At 66.7% G+C, this 21,145-nt stretch carries 23 protein-coding genes and 2 tRNA genes; 8 read left to right on the top strand and 17 right to left on the bottom strand.

Translation table 11 applies throughout. The annotated features are described in order from the left end of the window. Positions 1-27 precede the first annotated feature (27 nt). Positions 28-1,413 carry a phosphohexomutase domain-containing protein gene (locus TX76_RS00465; protein ID WP_049898248.1) on the bottom strand — a complete coding sequence of 462 codons (1,386 nt, stop codon included), beginning with the start codon at positions 1,411-1,413 and terminating at the stop codon, positions 28-30. A gap of 52 nt (positions 1,414-1,465) precedes the next feature. After that, complete coding sequence (locus TX76_RS00460; RefSeq protein ID WP_049898247.1) at positions 1,466-1,924, bottom strand: DUF5793 family protein; 459 nt, start codon at positions 1,922-1,924, stop codon at positions 1,466-1,468. A gap of 217 nt (positions 1,925-2,141) precedes the next feature. Between TX76_RS00460 and TX76_RS00455 the strand changes: the two genes are divergently transcribed. Next, positions 2,142-2,789: a class I SAM-dependent methyltransferase gene (locus TX76_RS00455; RefSeq protein ID WP_049898245.1), complete on the top strand. Its 648-nt coding sequence runs from the start codon at positions 2,142-2,144 to the stop codon at positions 2,787-2,789. A 41-nt stretch (positions 2,790-2,830) separates the two neighbouring features. Beyond that, positions 2,831-2,931: transfer RNA gene (locus TX76_RS00450), tRNA-Gly, on the top strand. Positions 2,932-2,949: 18 nt separating this feature from the next. On the opposite strand, the gene TX76_RS00445 is transcribed toward TX76_RS00450, so the two are convergent. The 8 genes from TX76_RS00445 to TX76_RS00410 form a co-directional block, all read right to left on the bottom strand. Further along, positions 2,950-3,996 (bottom strand): YhjD/YihY/BrkB family envelope integrity protein, encoded by a 1,047-nt coding sequence (locus TX76_RS00445; RefSeq protein WP_049898243.1) that lies wholly within the window; start codon positions 3,994-3,996, stop codon positions 2,950-2,952. A gap of 86 nt (positions 3,997-4,082) precedes the next feature. Then, positions 4,083-4,868: an ABC transporter permease gene (locus TX76_RS00440; protein ID WP_049898242.1), complete on the bottom strand. Its 786-nt coding sequence runs from the start codon at positions 4,866-4,868 to the stop codon at positions 4,083-4,085. Next, the gene (locus tag TX76_RS00435) at positions 4,865-5,863 is read right to left on the bottom strand and encodes an ABC transporter ATP-binding protein (protein ID WP_049898241.1); all 999 of its coding nucleotides are present in this window, start codon (positions 5,861-5,863) and stop codon (positions 4,865-4,867) included. The genes TX76_RS00440 and TX76_RS00435 overlap by 4 nt, the downstream gene beginning before the upstream one ends. 81 nt (positions 5,864-5,944) lie before the next feature. Then, complete coding sequence (locus tag TX76_RS00430) at positions 5,945-7,234, bottom strand: MFS transporter (protein ID WP_049898240.1); 1,290 nt, start codon at positions 7,232-7,234, stop codon at positions 5,945-5,947. A 508-nt stretch (positions 7,235-7,742) separates the two neighbouring features. Then, positions 7,743-8,612: a universal stress protein gene (locus TX76_RS00425; protein WP_049898238.1), complete on the bottom strand. Its 870-nt coding sequence runs from the start codon at positions 8,610-8,612 to the stop codon at positions 7,743-7,745. Positions 8,613-8,810: 198 nt separating this feature from the next. Beyond that, a complete protein-coding gene (locus TX76_RS00420; RefSeq protein WP_049898237.1) occupies positions 8,811-10,196 on the bottom strand; it encodes a hemolysin family protein in 1,386 nt (461 codons plus the stop codon). 549 nt (positions 10,197-10,745) lie between these two features. Continuing rightward, a tRNA-Arg gene (locus TX76_RS00415) sits at positions 10,746-10,818 on the bottom strand. A 38-nt stretch (positions 10,819-10,856) separates the two neighbouring features. Beyond that, positions 10,857-11,174: a Sec-independent protein translocase subunit TatA/TatB gene (locus tag TX76_RS00410; protein ID WP_049898235.1), complete on the bottom strand. Its 318-nt coding sequence runs from the start codon at positions 11,172-11,174 to the stop codon at positions 10,857-10,859. Between the two features lie 84 nt (positions 11,175-11,258). Between TX76_RS00410 and TX76_RS00405 the strand changes: the two genes are divergently transcribed. Beyond that, positions 11,259-11,738, top strand: coding sequence for a redoxin domain-containing protein (locus TX76_RS00405; RefSeq protein WP_049898233.1), 480 nt, complete (start codon positions 11,259-11,261; stop codon positions 11,736-11,738). Positions 11,739-11,856: 118 nt separating this feature from the next. Beyond that, a complete protein-coding gene (locus TX76_RS00400; RefSeq protein WP_049898231.1) occupies positions 11,857-12,678 on the top strand; it encodes an HD domain-containing protein in 822 nt (273 codons plus the stop codon). A 274-nt stretch (positions 12,679-12,952) separates the two neighbouring features. Here TX76_RS00400 and TX76_RS00395 read toward each other — a convergent pair whose 3' ends face one another. The 3 genes from TX76_RS00395 to TX76_RS00385 form a co-directional block, all read right to left on the bottom strand. Next, the gene (locus TX76_RS00395) at positions 12,953-13,948 is read right to left on the bottom strand and encodes an MBL fold metallo-hydrolase (RefSeq protein ID WP_049898230.1); all 996 of its coding nucleotides are present in this window, start codon (positions 13,946-13,948) and stop codon (positions 12,953-12,955) included. Positions 13,949-14,075: 127 nt separating this feature from the next. After that, on the bottom strand, positions 14,076-15,098 hold the full coding sequence (locus tag TX76_RS00390) for an NAD(P)/FAD-dependent oxidoreductase (protein WP_049898228.1): 1,023 nt from the start codon (positions 15,096-15,098) through the stop codon (positions 14,076-14,078). Between the two features lie 75 nt (positions 15,099-15,173). Next, positions 15,174-15,926: a halocyanin domain-containing protein gene (locus TX76_RS00385; RefSeq protein ID WP_079890705.1), complete on the bottom strand. Its 753-nt coding sequence runs from the start codon at positions 15,924-15,926 to the stop codon at positions 15,174-15,176. 97 nt (positions 15,927-16,023) lie between these two features. Here TX76_RS00385 and TX76_RS00380 point away from each other — a divergent pair, with 97 nt between their 5' ends. Further along, positions 16,024-16,212 (top strand): hypothetical protein, encoded by a 189-nt coding sequence (locus TX76_RS00380; RefSeq protein WP_049898227.1) that lies wholly within the window; start codon positions 16,024-16,026, stop codon positions 16,210-16,212. A 118-nt stretch (positions 16,213-16,330) separates the two neighbouring features. Continuing rightward, positions 16,331-17,278 carry a diacylglycerol/lipid kinase family protein gene (locus tag TX76_RS00375; RefSeq protein WP_049898225.1) on the top strand — a complete coding sequence of 316 codons (948 nt, stop codon included), beginning with the start codon at positions 16,331-16,333 and terminating at the stop codon, positions 17,276-17,278. A gap of 63 nt (positions 17,279-17,341) precedes the next feature. Here TX76_RS00375 and TX76_RS00370 read toward each other — a convergent pair whose 3' ends face one another. Beyond that, positions 17,342-17,596 carry a hypothetical protein gene (locus tag TX76_RS00370; RefSeq protein WP_195155966.1) on the bottom strand — a complete coding sequence of 85 codons (255 nt, stop codon included), beginning with the start codon at positions 17,594-17,596 and terminating at the stop codon, positions 17,342-17,344. 72 nt (positions 17,597-17,668) lie between these two features. Then, complete coding sequence (locus TX76_RS00365) at positions 17,669-18,013, bottom strand: four-helix bundle copper-binding protein (RefSeq protein WP_049898221.1); 345 nt, start codon at positions 18,011-18,013, stop codon at positions 17,669-17,671. A 159-nt stretch (positions 18,014-18,172) separates the two neighbouring features. Between TX76_RS00365 and TX76_RS00360 the strand changes: the two genes are divergently transcribed. Beyond that, positions 18,173-19,393 carry a permease gene (locus TX76_RS00360; RefSeq protein WP_049898219.1) on the top strand — a complete coding sequence of 407 codons (1,221 nt, stop codon included), beginning with the start codon at positions 18,173-18,175 and terminating at the stop codon, positions 19,391-19,393. 27 nt (positions 19,394-19,420) lie between these two features. Here TX76_RS00360 and TX76_RS00355 read toward each other — a convergent pair whose 3' ends face one another. Then, the gene (locus TX76_RS00355; protein WP_049898217.1) at positions 19,421-20,017 is read right to left on the bottom strand and encodes a winged helix-turn-helix transcriptional regulator; all 597 of its coding nucleotides are present in this window, start codon (positions 20,015-20,017) and stop codon (positions 19,421-19,423) included. 88 nt (positions 20,018-20,105) lie between these two features. Between TX76_RS00355 and TX76_RS00350 the strand changes: the two genes are divergently transcribed. After that, the gene (locus TX76_RS00350) at positions 20,106-20,405 is read left to right on the top strand and encodes a MazG nucleotide pyrophosphohydrolase domain-containing protein (RefSeq protein WP_049898215.1); all 300 of its coding nucleotides are present in this window, start codon (positions 20,106-20,108) and stop codon (positions 20,403-20,405) included. A 115-nt stretch (positions 20,406-20,520) separates the two neighbouring features. On the opposite strand, the gene TX76_RS00345 is transcribed toward TX76_RS00350, so the two are convergent. Continuing rightward, positions 20,521-21,093 (bottom strand): peroxidase-related enzyme, encoded by a 573-nt coding sequence (locus TX76_RS00345; RefSeq protein WP_195155975.1) that lies wholly within the window; start codon positions 21,091-21,093, stop codon positions 20,521-20,523. Positions 21,094-21,145 lie beyond the last annotated feature (52 nt).

Here is a 21,145-nt window from a genome sequence, read left to right as displayed (position 1 = left end):
TTTGGCGGATTTGGCGTGATTCGCTGCTCAGTTCTCGACGGCCACCTCGACCGTCTCGACCGCCCGCTCGCGGAGTTCCTCGACCCGCTCACTCTCGGCGTACACCCGGACCTTGGGCTCGGTGCCGCTCGGCCTGACGAGCACCCACCCCTCGTCGAGATCGAGCCGGACGCCGTGTTCGGTCTCGACGTCGGCGTCCGGGAACGCCTCGGGGAGCGTCGTCGCGAGCCGCTCCATCACCACATCCTTTCGATCGTCGGGGCAGTCGACGCTCACCTTCCGGTAGGGGCGCTCGGCGATCGGCTCGCGGAGCGCGGCGAGTCCCCGATCGGCGACCAGCCGCGAGAACACCGCCGCGCTCGCCACGCCGTCGATCCACGGCCCGAGGGCGGTGTGGATGTGTTTCCACGGCTCGGCCGCGAAGACGATCGAGGTATCGGCGTCGCCCGCTTCGCGCGCCGCTGCGATTCCCACGTGGAGCGCCCCGAGTCGGACGCGCTCGACCCGGCCGCCCGCCACCGCGACCCGCTCGTCGATCCGCGAGGAGGCGTTCGGCGTCGTCACCACCACCGGGTCGGCGGCGTCGCTCGCGCGGGTGTAGTGCTCGGCGAGGATCGCCACGATAGTGTCTTCGTGGACGATTTCGCCATCCCCACCGAGAAAGACGACTCGGTCGGCGTCGCCGTCGTGGGCGATCCCAAGCACGGGATCGTCGGTTCCGTCGGCTTCGCCGCCATCGCGGAGAAACGCCTGGAGGTCGCCGAGCGTCTCGGGCGTGGGCTTGCTGCCGCGGGCGGGGAAGTGGCCGTCGACGTTCGCGTTCAGACCGGTGACCTCGGCCCCGAGCGCGCCGAGCACCTGGGGAGTCGCGCGGCTCGCCATCCCGTTGCCGCAGTCGACGACGAGCTCGATTCCGTCGAGTGCGCTTCCGTGGCCCGCGGCGTACTCAGTGATCCGATCGCGGTAGTCCCGAAGGGGCTCGATCCGCTCTGCACTACCCCACTCGTGCCACGCCGTCGGCGGGTCGGGCTCCGCGACGCGCGCCTCGATCCTGGCTTCGGCGTCGTCGCCGTACTCCTCGCCGTTTTCGAACAGCTTCAGGCCGTTGTCGGTCGGCGGGTTGTGGCTCGCGGTGACCATCACGCCGCGACGGTCGCGCGAGGCAAAGGCGAGCGCCGGGGTCGGGAGCATGCCGGCGCGTCGGACCGCCGCGCCCGTGCTTTCGAGGCCGGCTTCGAGCGCCGCCGCGAGCGCCGGGCCGGTCTCGCGGCCGTCGCGCGCGATCACGAACTCGGCAGTCGAAGCGCGATCGGCGGCGTCGGCCCCGGCGGCGCGGCCGACCGCGAGCGCGAGGTCGGGCGTGAGGCGCTCGCGGACGTCACCGCGGATGCCGGCGGTCCCAAAGAGCGTCATGATCGGGGATCGAACGGGCAGTATTTAGGGCGGGTGGTTTCCGGCGTGCGCCTCAGAGCTCGACGCCGCCGGGGATCAGGCTGTGCTGGCGCACGAGGTTGCCGTCGCTATTATAAACGAGAAACGTCGATTTGTCCTGGGCGAGCACGTCCCGGCCCTCGAACCGGACGATCACGCGATACCGGCCCTCGCCGTCGGTGGCCTCGCCGTAGGCGCGCGCCGCTCGGATGAACCCGAGCACACCGTCCGCGTCGGCGTTGAGTTCGAGCACGAAGTCGCCGGTGATGCGGTTGGTGATGGAGAGCACGCCGTCGCCGTCGTCGGCGTGGAGGCGGTAGTTGACGTCGGTCTCGTCGGCGGCGACGAGGCCGTCGTCGGTTCCCGCGAGTCGCTCCTCGAGCACCTCGCTCGGACCGTCGAAGTCGATGGTGACGGTGGGTTTCGCGGGTGAACCGTCCGCCGCCACCCAGTCGGTGTTGCTGACGTGGAGGTCGAAGTACTCGCGCCTCATTCGGTGTGGTCCGTCTACAACGCCTGGCGTCATGAACGTAACGCCGGTGTGGTCGATCCGCGGGTGACCGCTCGGTCGAGGATCGCCGAGGCGAACGGTTGATACTGTCGGACAGAGGCGGAATATCCATCGGCTACCTGGCAACGCTGGGCATCCGATATTCAATCATCTCTGTCCGACAGTATGAGGAGGGCGCGGGTCGAACGCGACCCACCGAATGGACGACGACGATCCCCCCACGCGCCGCGGGGTGCGGGAAACCTACGATCGGATCGGGAGTCACTTCGCCGAAACGCGCGCGCATCCGTGGCCGGCGGTCGAGCGGTTCGTCGAGCGCGCGGCCCCGACGACCGACGCGTGGGGGCTCGACCTCGGCTGTGGCAACGCCCGCCACGCGGCGCTGCTCGCCGACCGCACCGAGCGAGTCGTGGGGATCGACGCGAGCCGAACGGTGCTCGACACCGCGCGCGAGCGGAAGACGGATCAGGAGATCGCGCTCTGCCAGGCGGACGCGACCCACCTCCCGCTCGCCGCCGACAGCGTGGCGCTCGGGGTCTACATCGCCACGATCCACCACCTGCCGAGCCGCGCCGATCGGGTCGCGAGCCTCGACGAACTCGCGCGTGTGCTCGCGCCTGACGGGCGCGCCCTCGTGAGCGCGTGGAGCACGAGCCACGAGAACTTCGACCGAGAGGCGGGGTTCGACACCACCGTCGACTGGACGCTGCCCGGCGACGAGACCGTCCCCCGGTACTACCACATCTACGACCCGGATGAGTTCGAACGGGACGTCGCAGCGAGCGCGCTGGACGTCGAACGGACGTTCGAGGAGGCGGGGAACTGCTACGCTGTCGTGTGCAGCTAAAGGGAAAGGTCCTTAGTCGACGCCGCAAGAGAACCGAGTGAGCACCAGTGGTCTAATGGCAAGACCTGGGCCTTCCATACCCGGACGGCCCTCGTTCGCGTGAAGACAGCCCATGATCCGAGTTCGATTCTCGGCTGGTGCAGTCCACTCCCGGCAGCGATCACCGCTCGGTCGTCTCGCCTGGCGGCCACTCGAACTCCAAGGTGAGCGTTTCGTCGTCGAGATCGAGCGCCGAGTCGTTCGTTTCGGCCGTTGCACGGCGCGGTGACGCGAGGCGCACGTCCGTCTCGCCCGCCACGATGCGGAGTTCGTCACCCTCCTCGACACTCGTCGCCACGCGGCGGAGGTCGGCGGCGAGGCGGTCGCGGTCCGCGGCCCGCGTGCTGTCGGTGGTGTGAAAGCCGATCACGGGGTCGATGTCGACGTCCTGGCTCCGATTCGAGAGCACGGCGTTCACCGCCGCGCCGACGAGGACGATGAGCCCGCTGACGTAGAGCCATGTGAGGAGGACAAGGATACCGACGATGACGCTGCTGTCCTCGCCGGTTCTGAGTGCGGCGTAGAACTGGAACACCGAGACGAACAGGACGAGCCCGACGGCAGCCACCACCACCCCCGGGACCACCTCGCGGATCGACACGTCGGCGTCGGGGAAGACGTAGTACATCGGGAGGAGAACGAGCCCGAGGCCACAGACGAGCACCAGACGCTCGAGCAGCCACGCGCCGAGCCCCGGGCCGTCGGTGGCGAGCACCGCATCGACGCCCCACGCCACGGCGATCGCGAGACCGACGGTGAGGAAGACCACGACCGCGTCGGCGAACTGATCGGCGATGGTGTTGTGCGCCTCGGTCTCGTAGATCGCGGAGAACGCGGTATCGAGTCCCCGAAAGATACGGAGCGCGCCCCAGAGTAAAACGACGCCTCCGAGAGCCGAGACGCCGGTCGACGCACCGGCGGCGTCGAGTTCGCGCAACAGCGCGTCGCCCGCGTCCTCCGTGAGCACCGCGCCGGCGAGCGAGACGATCGCCTCCTCGGGCGGGTTGCCGACGGCCGACAGCACCGCGATCACGAGGAGGAGAAAGGGAAGCAACGAGACGAACGCGTGGTAGGCAATGGAGCCCGCCACGAACGTCACCTTCTCGACCCGGAGTTCGTGAACGATCGCTCGTCCCACCGTGACGGCGCGTTCGAGAGTCGCGTTCATGCGCCGGCCACTGTCCGGACTTGCAAAAGCGTGCGGGAGACGAGGCGGCGACGATCGGCCGACGATGCGCTACCGTGCAGCAGTGACTACTCGGTCAGTCCGTAACCGCGCTGGAACAGCCAGACGTCGATCGTCACGACCGCCGTGGCCCCGCCGGCGAGGACGGCGAGGGAGACGTTCGGCTCGATCGACGCGATCCCGAGGAAGCCGTAGCGAACGCCGTCGACCATGTAGACCATCGGATTCACCAGCGAGACCGTCCGCCACACCGACGGAAGCGCGTCGAGCGGGTAGAAGACCGCGCCGAAGAACACGAGAGGTCGGATGATGAACTGGTTCAACACGGTGAGATAGTCGAAGTCGCGCGCCCACAGCCCGCCCATCACGCCGAAACCCGCAAAAAGCACGGCGATCACGAGCACGAACGCGAGCGCGTAGATCGGGTTCGCGAGGCCGACGCCCGTCCCGATCGTCAACGGGATCATGACCGCGCCGACGATCCCGATGAGGACGCCGATGATCACGCCACGGAGCGCGCTCGCGCTCACGTACGCGCCGACCATCTCGGTGTACGAGAGCGGCGAGGTCTGAATCTCGTGGATGTACTCGTTCCATCGGCCGTGGAAGATCGAGAAGGAGGCGTTCTCGAAGGCGTTCGCGATCACGCCGAGCACGATCAGCCCCGGGAGGATGTAGAGGATGTAGTCGACCCCCTCGATCGCGCCGACGCGCGCACCGAGGATCACGCCGAACACCGAGAAGTAGAGCACGTTGGTGATCAGCGGCGGCAGGAACGTGTTCCGTGGCCGGCGAACGAACCGCAGGATCTCGCGGTGGACGAGGGTTCGCAGGCCGGTCGAGACGACGCTCATGTCGAGGCCCCCGGTGATTCAGTTTCGTCGGCTCGATCGGTCCCGTCGGCCCGATCGACCTCGTCGGTTTCGTCCGCTTCGTCGCGCCTGGTCAGCTCGACGAACACCTCTTCGAGCGAGGTCCGCGAGATGTCGATGTCGATCACGGTGTGGCCCTGGTGATCGAGCTGGCGGATGAGGTCGGGTGCGACCTCGCCACCCTGTGAGGCCGTGGCGATGAGGTGGTCGCCGTCGAGATCGACGCTCTCGACCCGGTCGTTGTCGATCGCGGGGACTCTCGCCGGGGATTCTCGGAGCTGGAGCCTGATCGTGTCGTTGCCGCGGGCCATCAGCTCGTCGGGGCTCGCGACCGTGACCTTCCGCCCCGAGTCCATGATCGCGACCTCGTCGCAGAGGCGTTCGGCCTCCTCGATGTAGTGGGTGGTGAGGAGGATCGTGGTGCCGTCGTCGTTGAGCTCGGTGATGATCTCCCAGAGGTCCCGGCGGAGTTCGACGTCGACCCCGGCGGTGGGTTCGTCGAGGATCAGGAGATCCGGATCGGAGACCAGCGCGCGGGCGAGCATGAACCGTCGTTTCATCCCGCCGGAGAGCCAGTCGAATCGGGTCTCGCGCTTGTCGTAGATCCCGACCGTTCGGAGGGCGTCGTCGGCGCGCTCGCCCGCTTCCGCGGTCGAAATCCCGTGATACCCCGCCTTGTGGATCAGGACTTCACGGATCGGGAAAAAGCGGTCGACGTTGAACTCCTGGGGCGCGAGCCCGATCCGGTCGCGGGCCTCGCGGTACTCCGCTTCGACGTCGTGGCCGAACACGCTGGCCTCGCCGCCGGATTTCCGCACGAGTCCGACGAGGACGTTGATGAACGTGGTCTTGCCCGCGCCGTTCGGTCCGAGGAGGCCGAAGAACTCGCCCCGCTCGACCGACAGCGAGAGCCCGTCGAGTGCCTGCACGTCGCCGTAGTGTTTTTCGAGATCCGTCGTCGAAATCGCGAGCGACACTACCGGATGGTGGGTCGGAGAGCGATTAAGCGTGTTGGCTTCGACCCGAAACTGTTCGAATCCGGCGTGGCTTCTTACGGATCAGTCGCCCGGCGTGGGCGTCGCGCTCGGTGCAGGATCGAGGCTGTAGAGTGCAGCGAACACTCCTGTGGCAACCACGATGAATCCCGAGGCCGTCAGGAAGGCGACGAACACGCCCGTCGCGTCCCAGATCGCACCCACGGTGAAGGGACCGGCGACCTGGCCGACCTTCCAGCCGATCGAGCGCAGCGAGAGGCTCGCTGCGACCGCGTCGAAGTGTTCGCCCTCCTCGACGAACAGCGCCATGCTCGCGGGAAGCCGGAGGCTGTCGGCGACGCCGATGACCGCGAACGCACCGAACAGCACGAAGAAGGCGGGCGCGAGCGTGACGCCACCGAACGCGCTCGTCGAGAGGGCGGGGAACACCGCACCTGCGTATTCGGCGAGCGGGATGATCGCCGCGCCGAGCGCGTACACCAGCGCGCCCGCGATCACGAACTGGTGTTTGTGGCCGATCCGATCGGTGTAGCTCCCGACCCGACCCTGGAGTAAGGATTTCGTGAGTTTGCCGCCCGCGAGCACGATCCCGACGAGGAAGGGGTTCATCCCGAACTCGGTCCGGGCGTAGATCGGGAGGAAGATGATGACCGCCATCTTGCCGAAACTGAGGCCGAGCCGGAGGACGACGAGCGCGCGGATCGCGGTCCGGTCGAGCAGCCGGCGGAGGGTCTCGACACCGGTGGCCGCCTCGGGGTCGCTCCGCCCACCGGGGTTGTCCCGGAGGAAGAAGAAGACCGCGACCGTCGCGCCAAGGGTGACGACGCTCAGGACGGCGTACGTCAGGGTGAACCCGTAGGCAAAGAGGAGGAGGCCGCCGACGAGATCGCCCGCGAGGCTCGAAAACGCGCCCACCTGGTTGTAGGTCCCGAGCCACTTCCCGCGCTCCTCGTTCGGGCTGAGCTCGCCGACGACCGCCGAACCGGTGATCCAGAGTATGCTCGCGCCGAACCCCTGGAGCACGCGCATCAGGATCACGCCGGTGACGTCGCCGACCAGCGAGAAGCCGACGAAGGTGAGAACGTTGAGGACGAGGCCGACGAGCAGGAACCGCTTCGCGTTGTGGGTGTCGATCAGCCGGCCGAGCGGGAGGACGATCAGCAGTTGGACCAGCGCGAACGCCGTGCCGAACAGCCCCTCGACGGTCCCGGTGGTGCCGAACTGGTCGGCGTACAGCGCGAGCGCGATCAGGATGGTGGAGTACGCCTGCGAGCGCGCGAACGCGGTGCTCGCGAGTGCGACGAACTCCCGGTTTCTGAAGAGGCCCAGCGAACCGCCACTGCTTCCCGACACTACCTCGAAATCGGCGATGGAGACTGAAAAATTCGGCTGTTCCGGGGATGTTCGAAGGGTTCTGGTACGCTAACACTGAACATATACTATCCGGGTGCGGGAGCGGCGGCGGTACGCCCCTGGTGGATCGAGGGCGAGGACGCGAGTGGGGTAGTTGAGATATAGAGGGTTTAGCGGTGTCGTAATTCGTGAGTTCGAGCGAATCCACTCGTGATCGGACGTAGAGCAGGTGCCAGCCGATGCTCCCGACCCGACGACAGGACGGGAGTTCCTCGAGGATCGGGTCGCCGATCACGGACTGGACGAGGCTGAACCGTTGGTGGAGACAGGTGATGTCGAGACTGTGATCGGGAATGCAGCCAGCCGGTCGGACACTGGTCATCGTCGGGGCTATAGAAGCGGGTTACTCTCACGAATCGTCCGCGGATCATATAGAAGCGGGTTACTCTCACGAATCGTCCGCGGATCACTTCCGTTGTCCGTGCTTGACGACGTTGAGACGACTGTATTACTCCGATTCCGCGATGGCCATGACGGGAACCGGTGCCGAGCGGACGGTCTTCTCGGCGACACTGCCGAGCAGGATACGATCCGTGCCACGTCTCCCGGTCGTCCCCATCCCGACGGCGTGTACGTCGTGCGACTCGATGGTGTCGAGAATCACCTCGGCGGGCGTCCCGTGTTCGATATGGCTGACAGTAGTCCCGACACCACGTGCTTCGGCCTCTGAGACGACGGTCTCGACAGCGTCAGTCGCGGCCTGTTCACTTTCGTTTCCGGAGGTCGCCGACCGGACGTCCAGGCCGAGTCCAGCGTCGTCCACGACCGAAAGGACGTGGACGCTTGCATCGAGCGACGCCGCAAACTCGACGAGATGATCGGCAGCATACGTCGCAGCGGAACTCCCATCGGTCGGGATGAGGATGGTCTCATAGGGGAACGTCAGCTGTTCGTCGGGCTGCATCCGGACTGTGAGAACGGGAACCGAGGAGAGCCGGACGACCTTCTCGGAGACGCTGCCAACGAGATATCGCGAGATTCCCTCGCGGCCGTGAGTCGGCATCACGACCAGGTCCTGGTCGTACCGCTCGGCGTAGTCGACGATCGTCGGGGCCGGATTACCCTGAGCGACGTCGGTATCGTACGGGACGCCGAGCGTGTCCAGCGTTTTCGCGGCTTCCCCGACGATCTCTTCACCCTTCCGTTCGAGCACATCGACGGGTTCGCCGCCGACGACGGTGACGCTGTCGCGCGTCGTATCGGCCACGTAGAGCACTTGAATGGTCGCGTCGGCCCAGTGAGCGACTTCGCTGGCGTGATGAAGCACCTCGGCTGCGCCCTCGCTACCGTCATACGGAAGGAGGATGTTCTCGTACATGACTCGATGAGACGGGGTTCGTTTGCCGAGTCCTAATGGTTTTCCACCCGTCTCTCGGGATGGTGACTTCCAACCGCCGGAGATCACACCGACGATCGCAGGACACTTCCCCTCCACGTATCGACTGGGCCAGTCTCGACTTCAAACCAGCGTCACTGAAAACCTCCTCCTACGGCTAAGCGGCTGAGAGACAGCCAGTCAATCGGTTTCGCCGTCGCCGGGTGGCGACTCCTCTTCGACCGGATCGGCGGTGTCGCGATCGACGGTCATCCGGACTTCCTGAATGCGGGTGTCTTCCAGTTGTTCGGCCCGCAGCGTCACGTTCTCGTAGTCGAACTCCTCGTCCTGCCCGACGAGACGGCCCGCGAGGTTGAAGATGAAGCCCGCGATCGTTTCGAACTCCTCGCCCTCGGGAAGGTCGATATCGAGGGCCTCGTTGACCTCGTGGATGTTGACCTCGCCGCGGACCAGTACCTCGTTGTCGTCGACGAACTCGATGGGGTGGTCCTCGCCACCTACCAGTATCTCCCCGACGATCTCCTCGAGCACGTCTTCCATCGTGATGAGACCCTCGGTGGCACCGAACTCGTCGATGACGATGACCATGTGCAGCCGGTTCTCGCGCATCTCCGAGAGGAGTTCGTCGACGTTCTTCGACTCGGGAACGTGGAGGGTCGGATTGACCACGTCCTCTACCTCGAGGTCGGCGAAGGCGTCGTAGTCGGCGTCCTCGAGCTCGCGGATATCGAAGACGCCGATCACATTGTCCAGCGAGCCCTCGTAGGCCGGCAGGCGGGCGTGTCCCGACCGGATACAGTTCTCGATGGCTTCCTCGACGGTCGCGCCGTTCGAGACGGCCGCCATGTCGAGGCGGGGCGTCATCACTTCCTTGGCGGAGGCGTCGGTGAATCGCAGCGTGCGCTGGAGCATCTGCCGTTCCTCCTCGTCGAGGATGCCCTCGCGCTCGCCCGTCTTGATCATGTTTCGAATCTCGTCGCGAGTGACGTACGTCGACTCGATGGACGCGCTGCCGCCGGTGATCTTGTTCACCACTGTCGTCAAATAGTAGAACAGGGTGATGAGCGGCCACAGCACTTTCTCGACGATTTTCAGTCCTCGGGCGACGCGCCGTGCGTGCAGTTCGGTGTTCTCGACGGCGTAGGACTTGGGTGCACTCTCGCCGAATATCAGGACCATCGACGTGATACCGAACGACGAAACGAGGACTGCCGTCCCCGGATCGAAGTAAAAACCGACGAGGGTCGTCGAAACGGAGGACATCGTGATGTTGACCATGTTGTTGCCGACGAGGATCGTCACGAGCAAGCGGTGGGGGTCCTCCTTGAGGGACTTGACCGCGCGTGCGCCACGTTTGCCCTCCTCGACCATCGCGTCGATCTGGTGGGCCGGCAGGGAGAACAGCGCGATCTCGGACGACGAAAAAAAGCCCGACCCCATGAGGAGCAGCAGGATCATGAGGACGCCGACTGCGGTGATTTCCGCCTGCCCCAGTTCGACACCGATGACCGGCACAGTGTACAGTGTGATGCTGGTCCCAGATACTGCTGTGAGTACGGGGGACATCCTCAATACCGCCTATTTCTGGAGCGGGAAAGTAACCCTTATGCACCCGGCATCGGTGTCACCGCGCACACCGACATCGGCGCGCTGGGCTATTTCCTTGGTGGTATCGCCCGGCTGGAATCGATTTAAACACGGCGGGCCAAAGACCTTTTTCGAGAAGTGTCGTCCGTCTCAAGTGCTTTCGTCGTCTTCTCCAACCCCGTAGGATCGGCGAGTATGATCGTCAAAAGACACCAGCGAAAGGTCCGTTACGTCCACGAGTTCGTCATAAACGGCCGAAGCACGGACGCCGATCATGCGTAACGTGTGTATTGAGAGTGTCAGTCTCGACTTCTGCCGAGGGGGCGAGCGTCCGAGGGATCGTGTGGTGCTGTACGGAGAGATCCCGTTCGCGCGAGCGAAGCGAGCGCCTCCCGCCGCTCACTCCACTCCCTGCTTCGCATCCAACACGGTGCGCTGTCGGTTGCTCACCACCGTTCGCAACACGACAGCGGGCGTGGCGGGACTCCCCACGAGCGTAGCGAGTGGGAGTACGTCACGGCCGCGAAGCGGGCGTGACGGGATTCGAACCCGCGATCGAGAGGTTAGGAACCTCTCGCCCTATCCGCTAGGCCACACGCCCCGGCGGGGCGAAGTGGCGGGGCCGAAAAGCCGTTGTGGTTAGTTGCTCTCGACTTCGGTGTTCTTCTCGTTGACTTCGGGCGGGTTGTGATCGACCGTATCGCCCCCCGAACTGGCGTCGTTCGCCGCGTTCGTCCCGCCAGACGGATCGGTGTTACCCTGGGCGACGTCCTGCATCTCCTCGAGTTCGTTCTCGACTTCCGACCGTCCCTGCTCGAACTCGCCGCGAGCTTCGCCGAGCGCGCCGGCGAGTTCGGGGATCTTGTTCGCCCCGAACAGGAAGACGATGATCACGAGGATGATCAACACCTCCGGCCCACCGGGGACGCCTGGTATCTGGAGTATGGCTCCGAGCATCGTGGCTACGACTTACGATGTGTGAGTTATAGGCTTTTTGCTCGGGTAGGAAGGGTTTTGAGGCTGTCGTGGCTATCGCGATCGATGGTCGACACCGGCGACACGGCCCCCGATTTCAGCGCACCGCTCGCGAACGGCGATCTCGGCGAGACGTTCACGCTCGCCGATCGCCTCGACGAGGCTCCGATCGTGCTCGCCTTCTTCCCCGGCGCGTTTTCGAGCGTCTGCACCGGCGAGATGCGGACGTTTCAGGACCGCCTCGGAGCCTTCGCGGACGCGGGCGCGAGCGTCTACGGCGTCAGCGTCGACTCGCCGTTCGCGCTCAACGCCTTCCGTGAGGACAACGGTCTGGAATACGATCTCGTGAGCGACGCGAACCACGACGTCGTCGACGCCTACGATGTGGGGATGGCGTTCGACAAACTGGGGATCGACGAGGTCGCAAAGCGCGCCGTGTTCGTCGTCGACGGCGACGGCACGATCACCTACGCGTGGGAAAGCGACGATCCCGGCGTCGAACCCGACTACGACGAGGTCGAGGCAGCGGCTCGGGACGCAGCCTGAGGCGGCCGACGACTACGGATCGGCGGTTGCGTCGGCGCTGCATGCTGCATCGCCGCGATCTCTCGCCCGACGGTGAGCAAGCCGATGAGTTTTCCTTCCGGCTGTCGAACACCATCGCATGAGTGACAGCGCCGACGCCGCAGGCAACGGTCGCGTCTACAGCCCGGAAGCCGATCACGCCTTCCCCGACGAGCGGGTGAACGAGGTGCTCGAACTCGTCGAGAGCGACCCGGAGATCCAGGCCTATCTCGACGCCCAGAACGTCAACCCGGTGGCGCGCAAGCGCTACAACGACCACGGAGCCAAGCACATCTCGATCGTCCGCAATCGCGCGCTCTGTCTCTACGACCTGCTCAAGGCCGGGAACGTCCAGTTCAATGGCGCGAGCGATCAGGGTCTCGACGAGGCCGACGAGCCAGTCATCATCGCGCTCGCCGCAACCCTTCACGACATCGGCCACGTCGTCCACCGCTCGGATCACCCCTACTACTCGATCCCGCTCGCCGCCGACGTGCTCGACCGGGTGCTCCCCGAGTTCGGGTTCTACGACACCGAGGCCCGCGTCCGTGTCAAGGGCGAGGTGCTCCACGCGATCCTCTGTCATCACACCCCGGAGACGCCGCTGACGCTGGAGGCCGGCGTCGTCCGGGTCGCCGACGCGCTCGATATGGAGCACGGCCGCTCGCGCAAACCCTACGAGCAGGGCGGGCGGGGGATCAACACCGTGTCGAGCCAGGCGATCCAGGAAGTCTCGCTCGAACCGGGCGACGGCGCTCCCGTCCTCGTCGAGATCGAGATGACCGACGCCGCCGGCGTGTATCAAGTCGACACCCTCCTGAAGGCCAAGCTCAACGGCTCCGGCCTCGAAGACCACATCCGCATCACCGCCGTCACGACCCACGAGACCGACGACCGACTGATCGAACGCATCGAGCTCTAGAGGCACCCACTTTTTTAGAGAGGGTCCTCCCTCGCTACGCTCACTCGGTCGAACCCCCTCCAAAAACCTGGACTAAAAACTCCCGCTCGCTCCCTTCGGTCGCTCGCGGTACAACTGTTACGCTCTCCGCAACCGCTCCACACAGCACCGCCGAAGCCCTCGCTCGTTGCACTCGCTCGCCCTTCATCCGCCAGGCCCGCACCGCACTACTCCGCACGCATCTCGGCCAGGTCCAGTCGGGAGTCACGGCACTCGACAGTCGCTGGCGATCGAGTCAGGCCGACGTGGCGATCGCCGGGAACAGCTCGTCGAGCGCCGGATCGGTTTCGGCGAGCCGGTACTCCTTTTCGGTGCGTTCGACGACGCCGCCCGCGGCGAGGTGATCGAGGTGGGCGTACGCCTCGCCAGGCCCGTGGAGGATGTGAATGCTCGACAGGTCGCCGAACAGCTCCGCACTCACCGTCCACGCGTCCGCCGGCCCCACCTCCGAAAGAACGTCGACCACCCGTCCCGTGCGCTCGCGGTGGTGGGCGGCGATCTCCTTTGCACGTCCCGCGGGATCGTCGATCGGATCGCGGTGGCCCGGATGGGCACGATCGAACCCGCCGTCGACGATCCGTTCGAGCGTTTCGAGATATCTGGCGAGGGGAGCCTCGACGCGCACGTCCGCCCCGCCGACGTTCGGCGTGTAGTGGGGAAGCAGGGCGTCGCCGCTGAACAGCGCGCGACCGTCCTCGCCGTCGACGACGAACCCGGAGAGTCCGGCGGCGTGCCCCGGGAGGTGGAGCGCTTCGAGATCGCCCTCCGGAGTCGAGAAGCGGTCGCCGTCGGCGAACGGCTCGACCGTCGGCTCGGGGCCGGTCAGCTCGTCGTGACTGTCGAGGAAGTCGAGCAGTTCCTCGCGCGGCTCGTCGGGCACGCCCCACTCGTCGAGGAGCGCGCGCTGGCGTTCGTTCATCGTGGTCCACGCGTCGGGATCACGCTCGACCAGGGGCGCGTCGTCGGCGTGGACCCTGACCGTCGCGTCGCCCGCGGCCTGGATCGCGCCCGCGAGCCCGACGTGGTCCTCGTGCCAGTGCGTGAGGAGCACCTCGTCGACGTCCGCAAAGTCCAGTCCACAGTCGGCGAGCCCCTCCTCCAACTGCTCGCGGACGTCCGGCGTGGCGACACCGGTATCGATCACGGTGGTCTCGGCCTCGGGATCGGCCCCGAACACGTAGGCGTTGTTCAGCCCCTCGAACACCGCGTTGCCGAGCCGGATCCGTTTCATCGCGGTCCTCCAGTGAATCGGTCACCACGACCGCGTCCGTTCGGGCTCCGGTCGTCCCCGCGATCGGCCTGCATACCCTCGCTATCGCCCCCCACCCACATACCACCCGCGGTGTCGAGCGCTCCGGTCAGTCGTCGCCGGCGGCGCGCGAGGCCGAGCTCAATCGCAAGTCGGCCGACACCGCCGGAACGTCCTCGTCGTCCACCCCGCCGGCGGCCTCGATTGCCTCGACGCTCATCGGGAACCGCCGGAGGTCGTAGTGGATGGCGATGCCCGCCTTCGCGCCCTGGCCCATCGCCACCGGGATCTGGTTGTGGCCCGGCGTGAGATCGCCGACCGCGAAGACGCCCTCGACGGAGGTTCGCCCGTGATCGTCGACCGCCACCGTCCCGTCGTCGGTGATCTCACAGTCCAACCCCCTCGCGAGGTCGTTGTTGTACTGCGAGCCGTACATCGCGAACCCGCCCTTGTACTCCCGTCGGGTGCCGTCCTCGAATTCGAAGCCGCCGAGCCAGTCGGGATCGTCCTCGTCCGAAAACTTGCTCTCGATCTCGCTCTCGACGATCTCGACCGGATGCGCGCGGAGCTGGCGGTCGGTCTCCGCGGACCACTCGGGGTCGTGGCCCCGAAGCAGGAGGTCGACCTCGTCGGTGAAGTTGAGCATGATCATCGCGACGTGGGCGGCCGACTCGCCGTGGCCCATCACGTACACCGACTCGTCGACGAATATGTACGCATCACAGTGCAGACAGTAGTGGAGGCCGCGGCCAGTACGAGGAAGCGGCGGGTCGGGGTGTTCGTCCGAGAACCCGGTGGCGAGCACCACGCGATCGACCGCGATCTCGTCGTCGGCCGTCTCGACCCGAAACGCCCGCCGACCGTCGGTCGCCTCGACGTCGGTCACCGAGCCGCGGCGGTACTCCGCGCCGTAGTTCTGGATCTGGTCGATCGCGGCCTGGAGGAGTTCGTTGCCGCTCACGTCCTCGGTGACGCCGATCACGTTGTGGGTGTCACGCATCATCGCGGCGCGCCCGCCGCCGCGGTTGACGACCACGGTATCGTGGCCCAGCCGGGTGGTGTAGAGGGCTGTCGTGAGACCGGCCGGCCCGCCACCGACCACCGCGACGTCGAACTCGTTTTCGTCTCCCATGTGGGGAGAAGGAGGGTCGCGAGCCCCATAACGGACCGGATCGCGATCGCCGGAGCGGCGCGATTCGCGCGCGAGCTACTGGTTCGCGACCACGACCACGCCCTTCATTCCGAGCGACTGGTGGGGCTCGCAGTAGTAGGGGTACACGCCGGGCGAGTCGAGCGTCGCCTCGTAGGTCACGCTCTCGCCCATCTCCGCCTCCCCGCTGTCGAGCGGACCGTCGCCCTCGGAGAGGACGTTGTGCGCGCCGCCTTCGCCGGTCCACGTCCACGTGATCGTGGTGCCCGGCGAGACGCGGACCGCCGCGGGATCGAACCCGAACCCGCGATTGCCGGTCCCGACGGCGACCTCGATGGCGTCGGAGCCGGTCTCGTCGGTCACCGAGCCGTCGTACCCGTTCGCCTCCGAGAGATACTCGTCGACAGCTCCCGTCCCGACGGTCGTCCCCGATGTCCCGTTCGTCGTCGCCGTGGCGTTCGTGCCCGTGGTGGCGGTGCTGGCGTTCGACGCCGGGGTTTCGTTCCCGGTGGCGTCGGTACTCGTCGCCGTCCCGTCAGCGGTTCCGGCGTCGGTCGTCCCGTCGCCCGATTCCGTTCCGGGCGCGGTGGTTTCGGCGTCGGTCGCCACGGCCGTGGTCTCTACCTTGGTGGTCCCGGCGTCCGTCGTCGCGTCGCCGCCGGTCGCCCCGGTTTCGGTTCCCGAGTCCCCGGTGTCGTTCGATCCGCCGTCGCCGGAGCCACCGGAACACCCGGCGAGCGCTCCGGCGACGAGCACGCCGGCCGCACTCCGGAGAACGGTTCGCCTGTCGAGAGCGTCGTCGCGTTTCATCTGTCGATCCGGGTTCGCTCGTTCGGCCCAAAAGACCGCCGATTCCGTCCTCGGGGGGACCGCCTACGGGCCAGGCGATACTGTCGAACGACGGCCCGTGAATCGAAAGCCGAATCGATCGCCGTGGCCGGACGGCTTTAGCAGTCGTCGTCCCTCGTGTGGCTATGGACGACTCGCCGCACCGGCGATCGGGAACGAGGTCGCGATGACCGTCTGGGTCCTCGGCGACCAGCTCACCCGCGAGGTCGGGCCGCTCGCGCCGACGCCGACGAGCGCGTGCTCGTGATCGAGGATCGCGTCGACGGGATCCGTGACCGCACGAGAGCCGACGACCTGTGAACCACGGCGGCTGCAGGCCCCGTCATTTATTTTCCCCGGCCACCGAGCGAACGCCGGACAGGACGATGAAACCCCCGACCACCGTTCGAACCGACGGCGGAGCGTCGACCGACGACCTCGAAAGACGCGTCGTCGTGAACCCCGAGAGCGGGTCGGGCGATCATCTCGATACAGTCTACGGTCTCGCCGACGAGCGCGGCTACACCGTGCATGAGACGGTCGAGGCAGGTCACGCGGCCGACCTCGCGCGGGAGGCCGCAGCGGACGGGGTCAGCGTGCTCGGCGCGTGCGGCGGCGACGGCACGCTGAAGGAGGTGATCGAGGGGCTCGTGGCGGCTGAAGCACTCGACGACGTCCGGCTCGGCGTGATTCCCGCAGGCACGGCGAACATCGTGGCAACCGATCTCGGGATCGAGGGGATCGAACACGGGTTCGCGATGCTCGACACCGGCAAGGTCCGCAATATCGACCTCGGTGTCGCCGACGGCGAGCCGTTCGTGAAGTCCTGCGTCGCGGGGCTGACTGCGGACGCGAGCGCCGCGACCACTTCCGACGTCAAGGAGCGGTTCGGCCCGCTCGCGTTCGTCATCACGGGCGTCCAGCAGGCGACGACGTTCGACCCGCTCGACGTGACGATCGACGCGGTCGCCGACGGCGAGACGTGGTCGTGGTCGGGCGAGGCGCTCTGCGTTCTGGTGGGCAACTCCCGGCGGTTCACCAACCGGATCGGCCAGGCGAACGTCGAGGATGGCCTCTTCGACGTGACGGTGATCGAGGAGATGCCACAGAGCGATCGCGTCGCGGAGGCGATCGGGCAGCAGCTCCTCGGTCGGGACACCGAACACGTCGATCGGTTCTTCGCCCGCCGGCTCCGGATCGTGGGCCACGACCGCCCGATCGACTTCAGCCTCGACGGCGAGATCAGCACCCACGACGAACTCGACCTCCAGGTGCGGCCAGGCGCACTCAGGATGGCCGTCGGCCCGGAGTACGACCCCGATCCGACCGACTGAGCTCCGTTCGGGACTGAGTGAGACGAATCGGGGCGGCTCACGCCGCGAGGAAACGAGACAGCCTCAGCGTCGCCGGTGTTCGTCGTTCGTCCCCACGTCGGTGCGGGATTCGAGCGCGGTCGCGATGCGTTCGCTGGCGCGAGCGATCCGATAGAGGAGATAGAGAACGAACAGCGGAACGACGACCGAGACGATCACGAACACACCGAGGAGCAGCTGGCCGGCGATGAAGACGCTGTAGAGGACGATCACGATCGTCAGCGCGGTAGCGACGGCGAGCAGCGTGCGACCGTATCTGTCGTCCGGCGAGTGCGACATGAACCCGGCCACGTGGACACGACTGTTAGCTTCTCCGATACATCGAGAAAAGCTGGCGACGGCGGCGGCCGTTCAGGACGCCATCCGTCGGCAGGACTCGACGCAGTCCCGAAGGACGTCCGCGCAGGCCTGGCAGTGGTCGTGGTCGTGTCCCTCGCACTCGTCGGCACAGGCCTCACAGACGTCCGCGCAGGTTTCGGCGAGGTCCGAACTGTACGCCGAGTCACGTGCCATCAGCCTGGCGTGGAGCGACGCGATGTCCGCGACGTCCCGGCAGAGCCGGACGCACTCGGCCATCTCCTCGCCGTGGCCCGCACACTCGTCGGCACACCACTCACAGACCGGGGCGGCTTCGAGGCAGTTGTCGAGGCACTCGCGCGCGTCGTCGTCGAGGTGATCGATCTCTTGGAGCGCCATTGCAGCCTGTTCTTCGGGAGGTCGGCTTTCGTCCGTTGTGGCTAACGAACCGAAGTCGCCCATCCGACGAGAAGGGTTCGTCGCCGATCGTCCCGGTCGCGTCCCGCGGTTTGGTTTCGAAGACGGAATTCACGTAACTCCGGAGGCCCTATCGCACACATGGCCATCGTCGACGGTCTCGTCGAGGCGGGACGGTTCGTCGCCGAGATGACGTGGGAGACGTGGTGGGCGCTCGTGCTCGGCTTCACGATCGCGGGCGCGGTCCAGGCGTTCGTGACCGAGGAGCGGATGACCGACCTCCTCGGCGGCCGGGGACTGCGAGCGCTGGGTCTCGGCTCGTTTTTCGGCTTCCTCTCGTCGTCGTGCTCGTTCGGCGCGGTCGCCACCACGAAGTCGATCTTCGAGAAGGGGGCCTCGCCGGAGGCGTCGTTCGGGGCCTTCCAGTTCGCGAGCACGAACCTCGTGATCGAGATCGGGCTCGTGATGTGGATCCTCCTGGGCTGGCAGTTCGTCGCCGCCGACGTGTTCGGCGGGGTTCTGATGATCCTGCTGCTCGCGGGGATCACGAAGTACGTCGTCCCCGACGAGTGGTTCGCGGCCGCCCGCGAGAACCTCGACGACGAGGGGGCCCGCGATCCGATCTGTGGGATGGAGGTCGATCCCGAGGAAGAGGACACCTACTCGGTCGAGACCGACGGCGGAACCGAGCACTTCTGCTCGCAGTCGTGCATGGAGACCTATCGAAATCGCGATACGGACGACACGTGGCGGGACAAGCTCCTGACCAGGGAGGGCTGGAAGAACGCCTTCCGGAACGCGATCGGCGAGTGGGACATGCTCTGGGAGGACATCGCGGCGGGCTTCGTGGTCGCGGCGCTGATCGCGGCGTTCGTCCCGGGGTCGTTCTGGACGGGCCTGTTCTCGATCGCGCCCGAGGGCACGTTCGCGTGGGTAGCGCTGGGCAGCGTGATCGGGGTCGCCGTCGGCGTGCTGACGTTCGTCTGCTCGGTCGCGAACATTCCCTTCGCGGTGGTGCTCTGGAACGCCGGGATCCCCTTCGGCGGCGTCATGAGCTTCATCTTCGCCGACCTGATCGTCCCCCACATCGTGAACATGTACCGGAAGTACTACGGCGCGCGCCTCGCCGCCGTGCTGTTCGTCTCGATCTTCACGCTCGCGGCGGTCTCGGGGATCGTGATCCATTACACGTGGGCCACCCTGGAACTGATCCCACAGTCGGGCAGCGCCGGCGGGACGGCCCCGAGCGGGTACACCACGATCCTGAACGTCGTCTTCTCCGCCGTGTTCCTCGCCGAGATCTACGTCACCTTCTTCGAGTCGAGCGGCGGCGACGAGGGCACGATGGCGCACGCGGACTGAACGACGGTCCCCGGCGGTTCCGGGCGGTCAGTCCGCCGCGCCCTCGCGGAGTGCCTCGTAGCGCTCGGTGAACTGCGCCTCGCAGGAGGAACAGCAGAAGTGATAGCGGTCGCCGTCGAGGCACGCGGTCGTGCCCTCCTCGTCGACGGTGTTGTCACACTCGACGCACTCGGGGGCGAACGCCGCGTCGCCGATCTGTGGCGTCCACGACGTGCTCGACAGCGGGCGGACGTCGTACTCCCTGATCTCGTCGAGGTCGATCGCCTCGGCGAGGAGTTCGCGGACGTCGCGCCCGTCGGGCCTGGCGTCGAAGACGATCCGGGCGTCGGCGGTGGTGAAGACGTGCTCGGTCGCTGGGGCGGCCTCGACGTCCGCCCGGACGTCGTCGAGTGTCGTCGGCCGGACGTGGAGTTCGACGAGAACCGGACTTCCATCGTCGAGCAGCGATCGATCGAGGTCGAGCGTGAACCCGCGGATGACGCCGAGTTCGCGGAGTCGGTCGACGCGATCGGAGACCGCGGGCGGCGAGAGATCGACCTCGTCGGCGATCGCGCGGTACGAGCGGCGGGCGTCGTCGGCGAGGATGGCGAGGATCTCGCGGTCGGTGTCGTCGATGCCGCGCATACCGGCTGGAGGCGCGATGCGGTGAAATCGCTTCCGGCGGACCGGGACGAGCCCCCGGTTTCTTGTGACGTCGCGCTGTGGGTGGTTCGTGGAAGAGCAACAGAAGGTCGCCGAGTTCGTGGACGAACACGGCCTCGACATGAGCACCGAGTACCGACTCCTGAACCTCGTCGAGGAGGTCGGCGAGATCGCCGAAGACGCCATCGAATCGGCGGAGTACGGGGATTCGCCGGGGGAGATAACCGTGACCGAGGACGAGTTCGGCGACGTCCTGTTCACGGCCCTCCAGATGGGAAATTCCGCCGGGATCGACGCCAGCGAGGCGCTCGACAGCAGCCTGGCGAAGTACGAGGAACGCATCGACGAGTCCGGAAGTCCGACGTCGTAACGGCGTCCGCGGACCGCCTCGCCGGCAAGATTCGGGCTACAGCGCTCCGCGCGCCACGTCCGTTCTTTCCGGCGTCGACGGCCGGAACGCGGCCGGACGGCAGGGCGGGCTCGGTTCAGTCGGTCGAACCCGTTTCATCCCGCCCGAGGGTGTGGAACGCCTCGTTCGGGCGGATGTCCGCGAACGTCGACATCCGGTTCGAGAGGTTGAAGAAGGCGGTCACGCTGGCGATGTCCCACGCGGCCTTCTCCGAGAAGCCGACCTCGCGGAGCCGGTCGACGTCGCTCGAATCGACAGTGCCAGGAGAGTCGGTGAGCTTCACCGCGACGTCGAGCATCGTGCGATGGGGGTCGTCGAGGTCGGCGGCGCGGTGGTTGGCGGCGAGCTGGTCGGCAAGCAGCGGGTCGTCGGCGTAGATCCGCAGGAGCGCGCCGTGGGCGACGATACAGTAGTAACAGTCGTTCGCGCCGCTGACCGCAACCACGATCATCTCGATCTCCTCGCGTTCGAGGGCGGTGTGCTCGACCAGCGCGTCGTGGTAGGCGAAAAAGGCCCGGAAGTGCGAGGGTCGGTATCCGAACGCCCGAAAGACGTTCGGCGTAAAGCCTGCGTCCTCGGTTTCGGCCGCGATACGTTCCTGGAGGTCCTCGGGCAGTTCCTCGACGGCGGGCGTCTCGAACTCGCGCATGGGTTCGACCATGCTCTATCGGCGGCACGCTGCCGCTTAGCCCTTGGGTCGG

The sequence above is a fragment of the Halococcus agarilyticus genome, from assembly GCF_000334895.1.
GTDB classification, from domain to species: Archaea; Halobacteriota; Halobacteria; order Halobacteriales; family Halococcaceae; genus Halococcus; species Halococcus agarilyticus.
The sequence above is the reverse complement of the archived record's forward strand: the minus strand, read 5'-3'. Positions and strand labels throughout refer to the sequence as shown.

What these genes read in the sequence shown, in the direction of transcription:
- TX76_RS00465 (WP_049898248.1), bottom strand. Translation starts at nt 1,413, where the DNA reads ATGACGCTCTTTGGGACCGCCGGCATCCGCGGTGACGTCCGCGAGCGC.
- TX76_RS00460 (WP_049898247.1), bottom strand. Translation starts at nt 1,924, where the DNA reads ATGAGGCGCGAGTACTTCGACCTCCACGTCAGCAACACCGACTGGGTG.
- TX76_RS00455 (WP_049898245.1), top strand. Translation starts at nt 2,142, where the DNA reads ATGGACGACGACGATCCCCCCACGCGCCGCGGGGTGCGGGAAACCTAC.
- TX76_RS00445 (WP_049898243.1), bottom strand. Translation starts at nt 3,996, where the DNA reads ATGAACGCGACTCTCGAACGCGCCGTCACGGTGGGACGAGCGATCGTT.
- TX76_RS00440 (WP_049898242.1), bottom strand. Translation starts at nt 4,868, where the DNA reads ATGAGCGTCGTCTCGACCGGCCTGCGAACCCTCGTCCACCGCGAGATC.
- TX76_RS00425 (WP_049898238.1), bottom strand. Translation starts at nt 8,612, where the DNA reads ATGTACGAGAACATCCTCCTTCCGTATGACGGTAGCGAGGGCGCAGCC.
- TX76_RS00420 (WP_049898237.1), bottom strand. Translation starts at nt 10,196, where the DNA reads ATGTCCCCCGTACTCACAGCAGTATCTGGGACCAGCATCACACTGTAC.
- TX76_RS00410 (WP_049898235.1), bottom strand. Translation starts at nt 11,174, where the DNA reads ATGCTCGGAGCCATACTCCAGATACCAGGCGTCCCCGGTGGGCCGGAG.
- TX76_RS00405 (WP_049898233.1), top strand. Translation starts at nt 11,259, where the DNA reads ATGGTCGACACCGGCGACACGGCCCCCGATTTCAGCGCACCGCTCGCG.
- TX76_RS00400 (WP_049898231.1), top strand. Translation starts at nt 11,857, where the DNA reads ATGAGTGACAGCGCCGACGCCGCAGGCAACGGTCGCGTCTACAGCCCG.
- TX76_RS00395 (WP_049898230.1), bottom strand. Translation starts at nt 13,948, where the DNA reads ATGAAACGGATCCGGCTCGGCAACGCGGTGTTCGAGGGGCTGAACAAC.
- TX76_RS00390 (WP_049898228.1), bottom strand. Translation starts at nt 15,098, where the DNA reads ATGGGAGACGAAAACGAGTTCGACGTCGCGGTGGTCGGTGGCGGGCCG.
- TX76_RS00385 (WP_079890705.1), bottom strand. Translation starts at nt 15,926, where the DNA reads ATGAAACGCGACGACGCTCTCGACAGGCGAACCGTTCTCCGGAGTGCG.
- TX76_RS00375 (WP_049898225.1), top strand. Translation starts at nt 16,331, where the DNA reads ATGAAACCCCCGACCACCGTTCGAACCGACGGCGGAGCGTCGACCGAC.
- TX76_RS00370 (WP_195155966.1), bottom strand. Translation starts at nt 17,596, where the DNA reads ATGTCGCACTCGCCGGACGACAGATACGGTCGCACGCTGCTCGCCGTC.
- TX76_RS00365 (WP_049898221.1), bottom strand. Translation starts at nt 18,013, where the DNA reads ATGGCGCTCCAAGAGATCGATCACCTCGACGACGACGCGCGCGAGTGC.
- TX76_RS00360 (WP_049898219.1), top strand. Translation starts at nt 18,173, where the DNA reads ATGGCCATCGTCGACGGTCTCGTCGAGGCGGGACGGTTCGTCGCCGAG.
- TX76_RS00355 (WP_049898217.1), bottom strand. Translation starts at nt 20,017, where the DNA reads ATGCGCGGCATCGACGACACCGACCGCGAGATCCTCGCCATCCTCGCC.
- TX76_RS00345 (WP_195155975.1), bottom strand. Translation starts at nt 21,093, where the DNA reads ATGCGCGAGTTCGAGACGCCCGCCGTCGAGGAACTGCCCGAGGACCTC.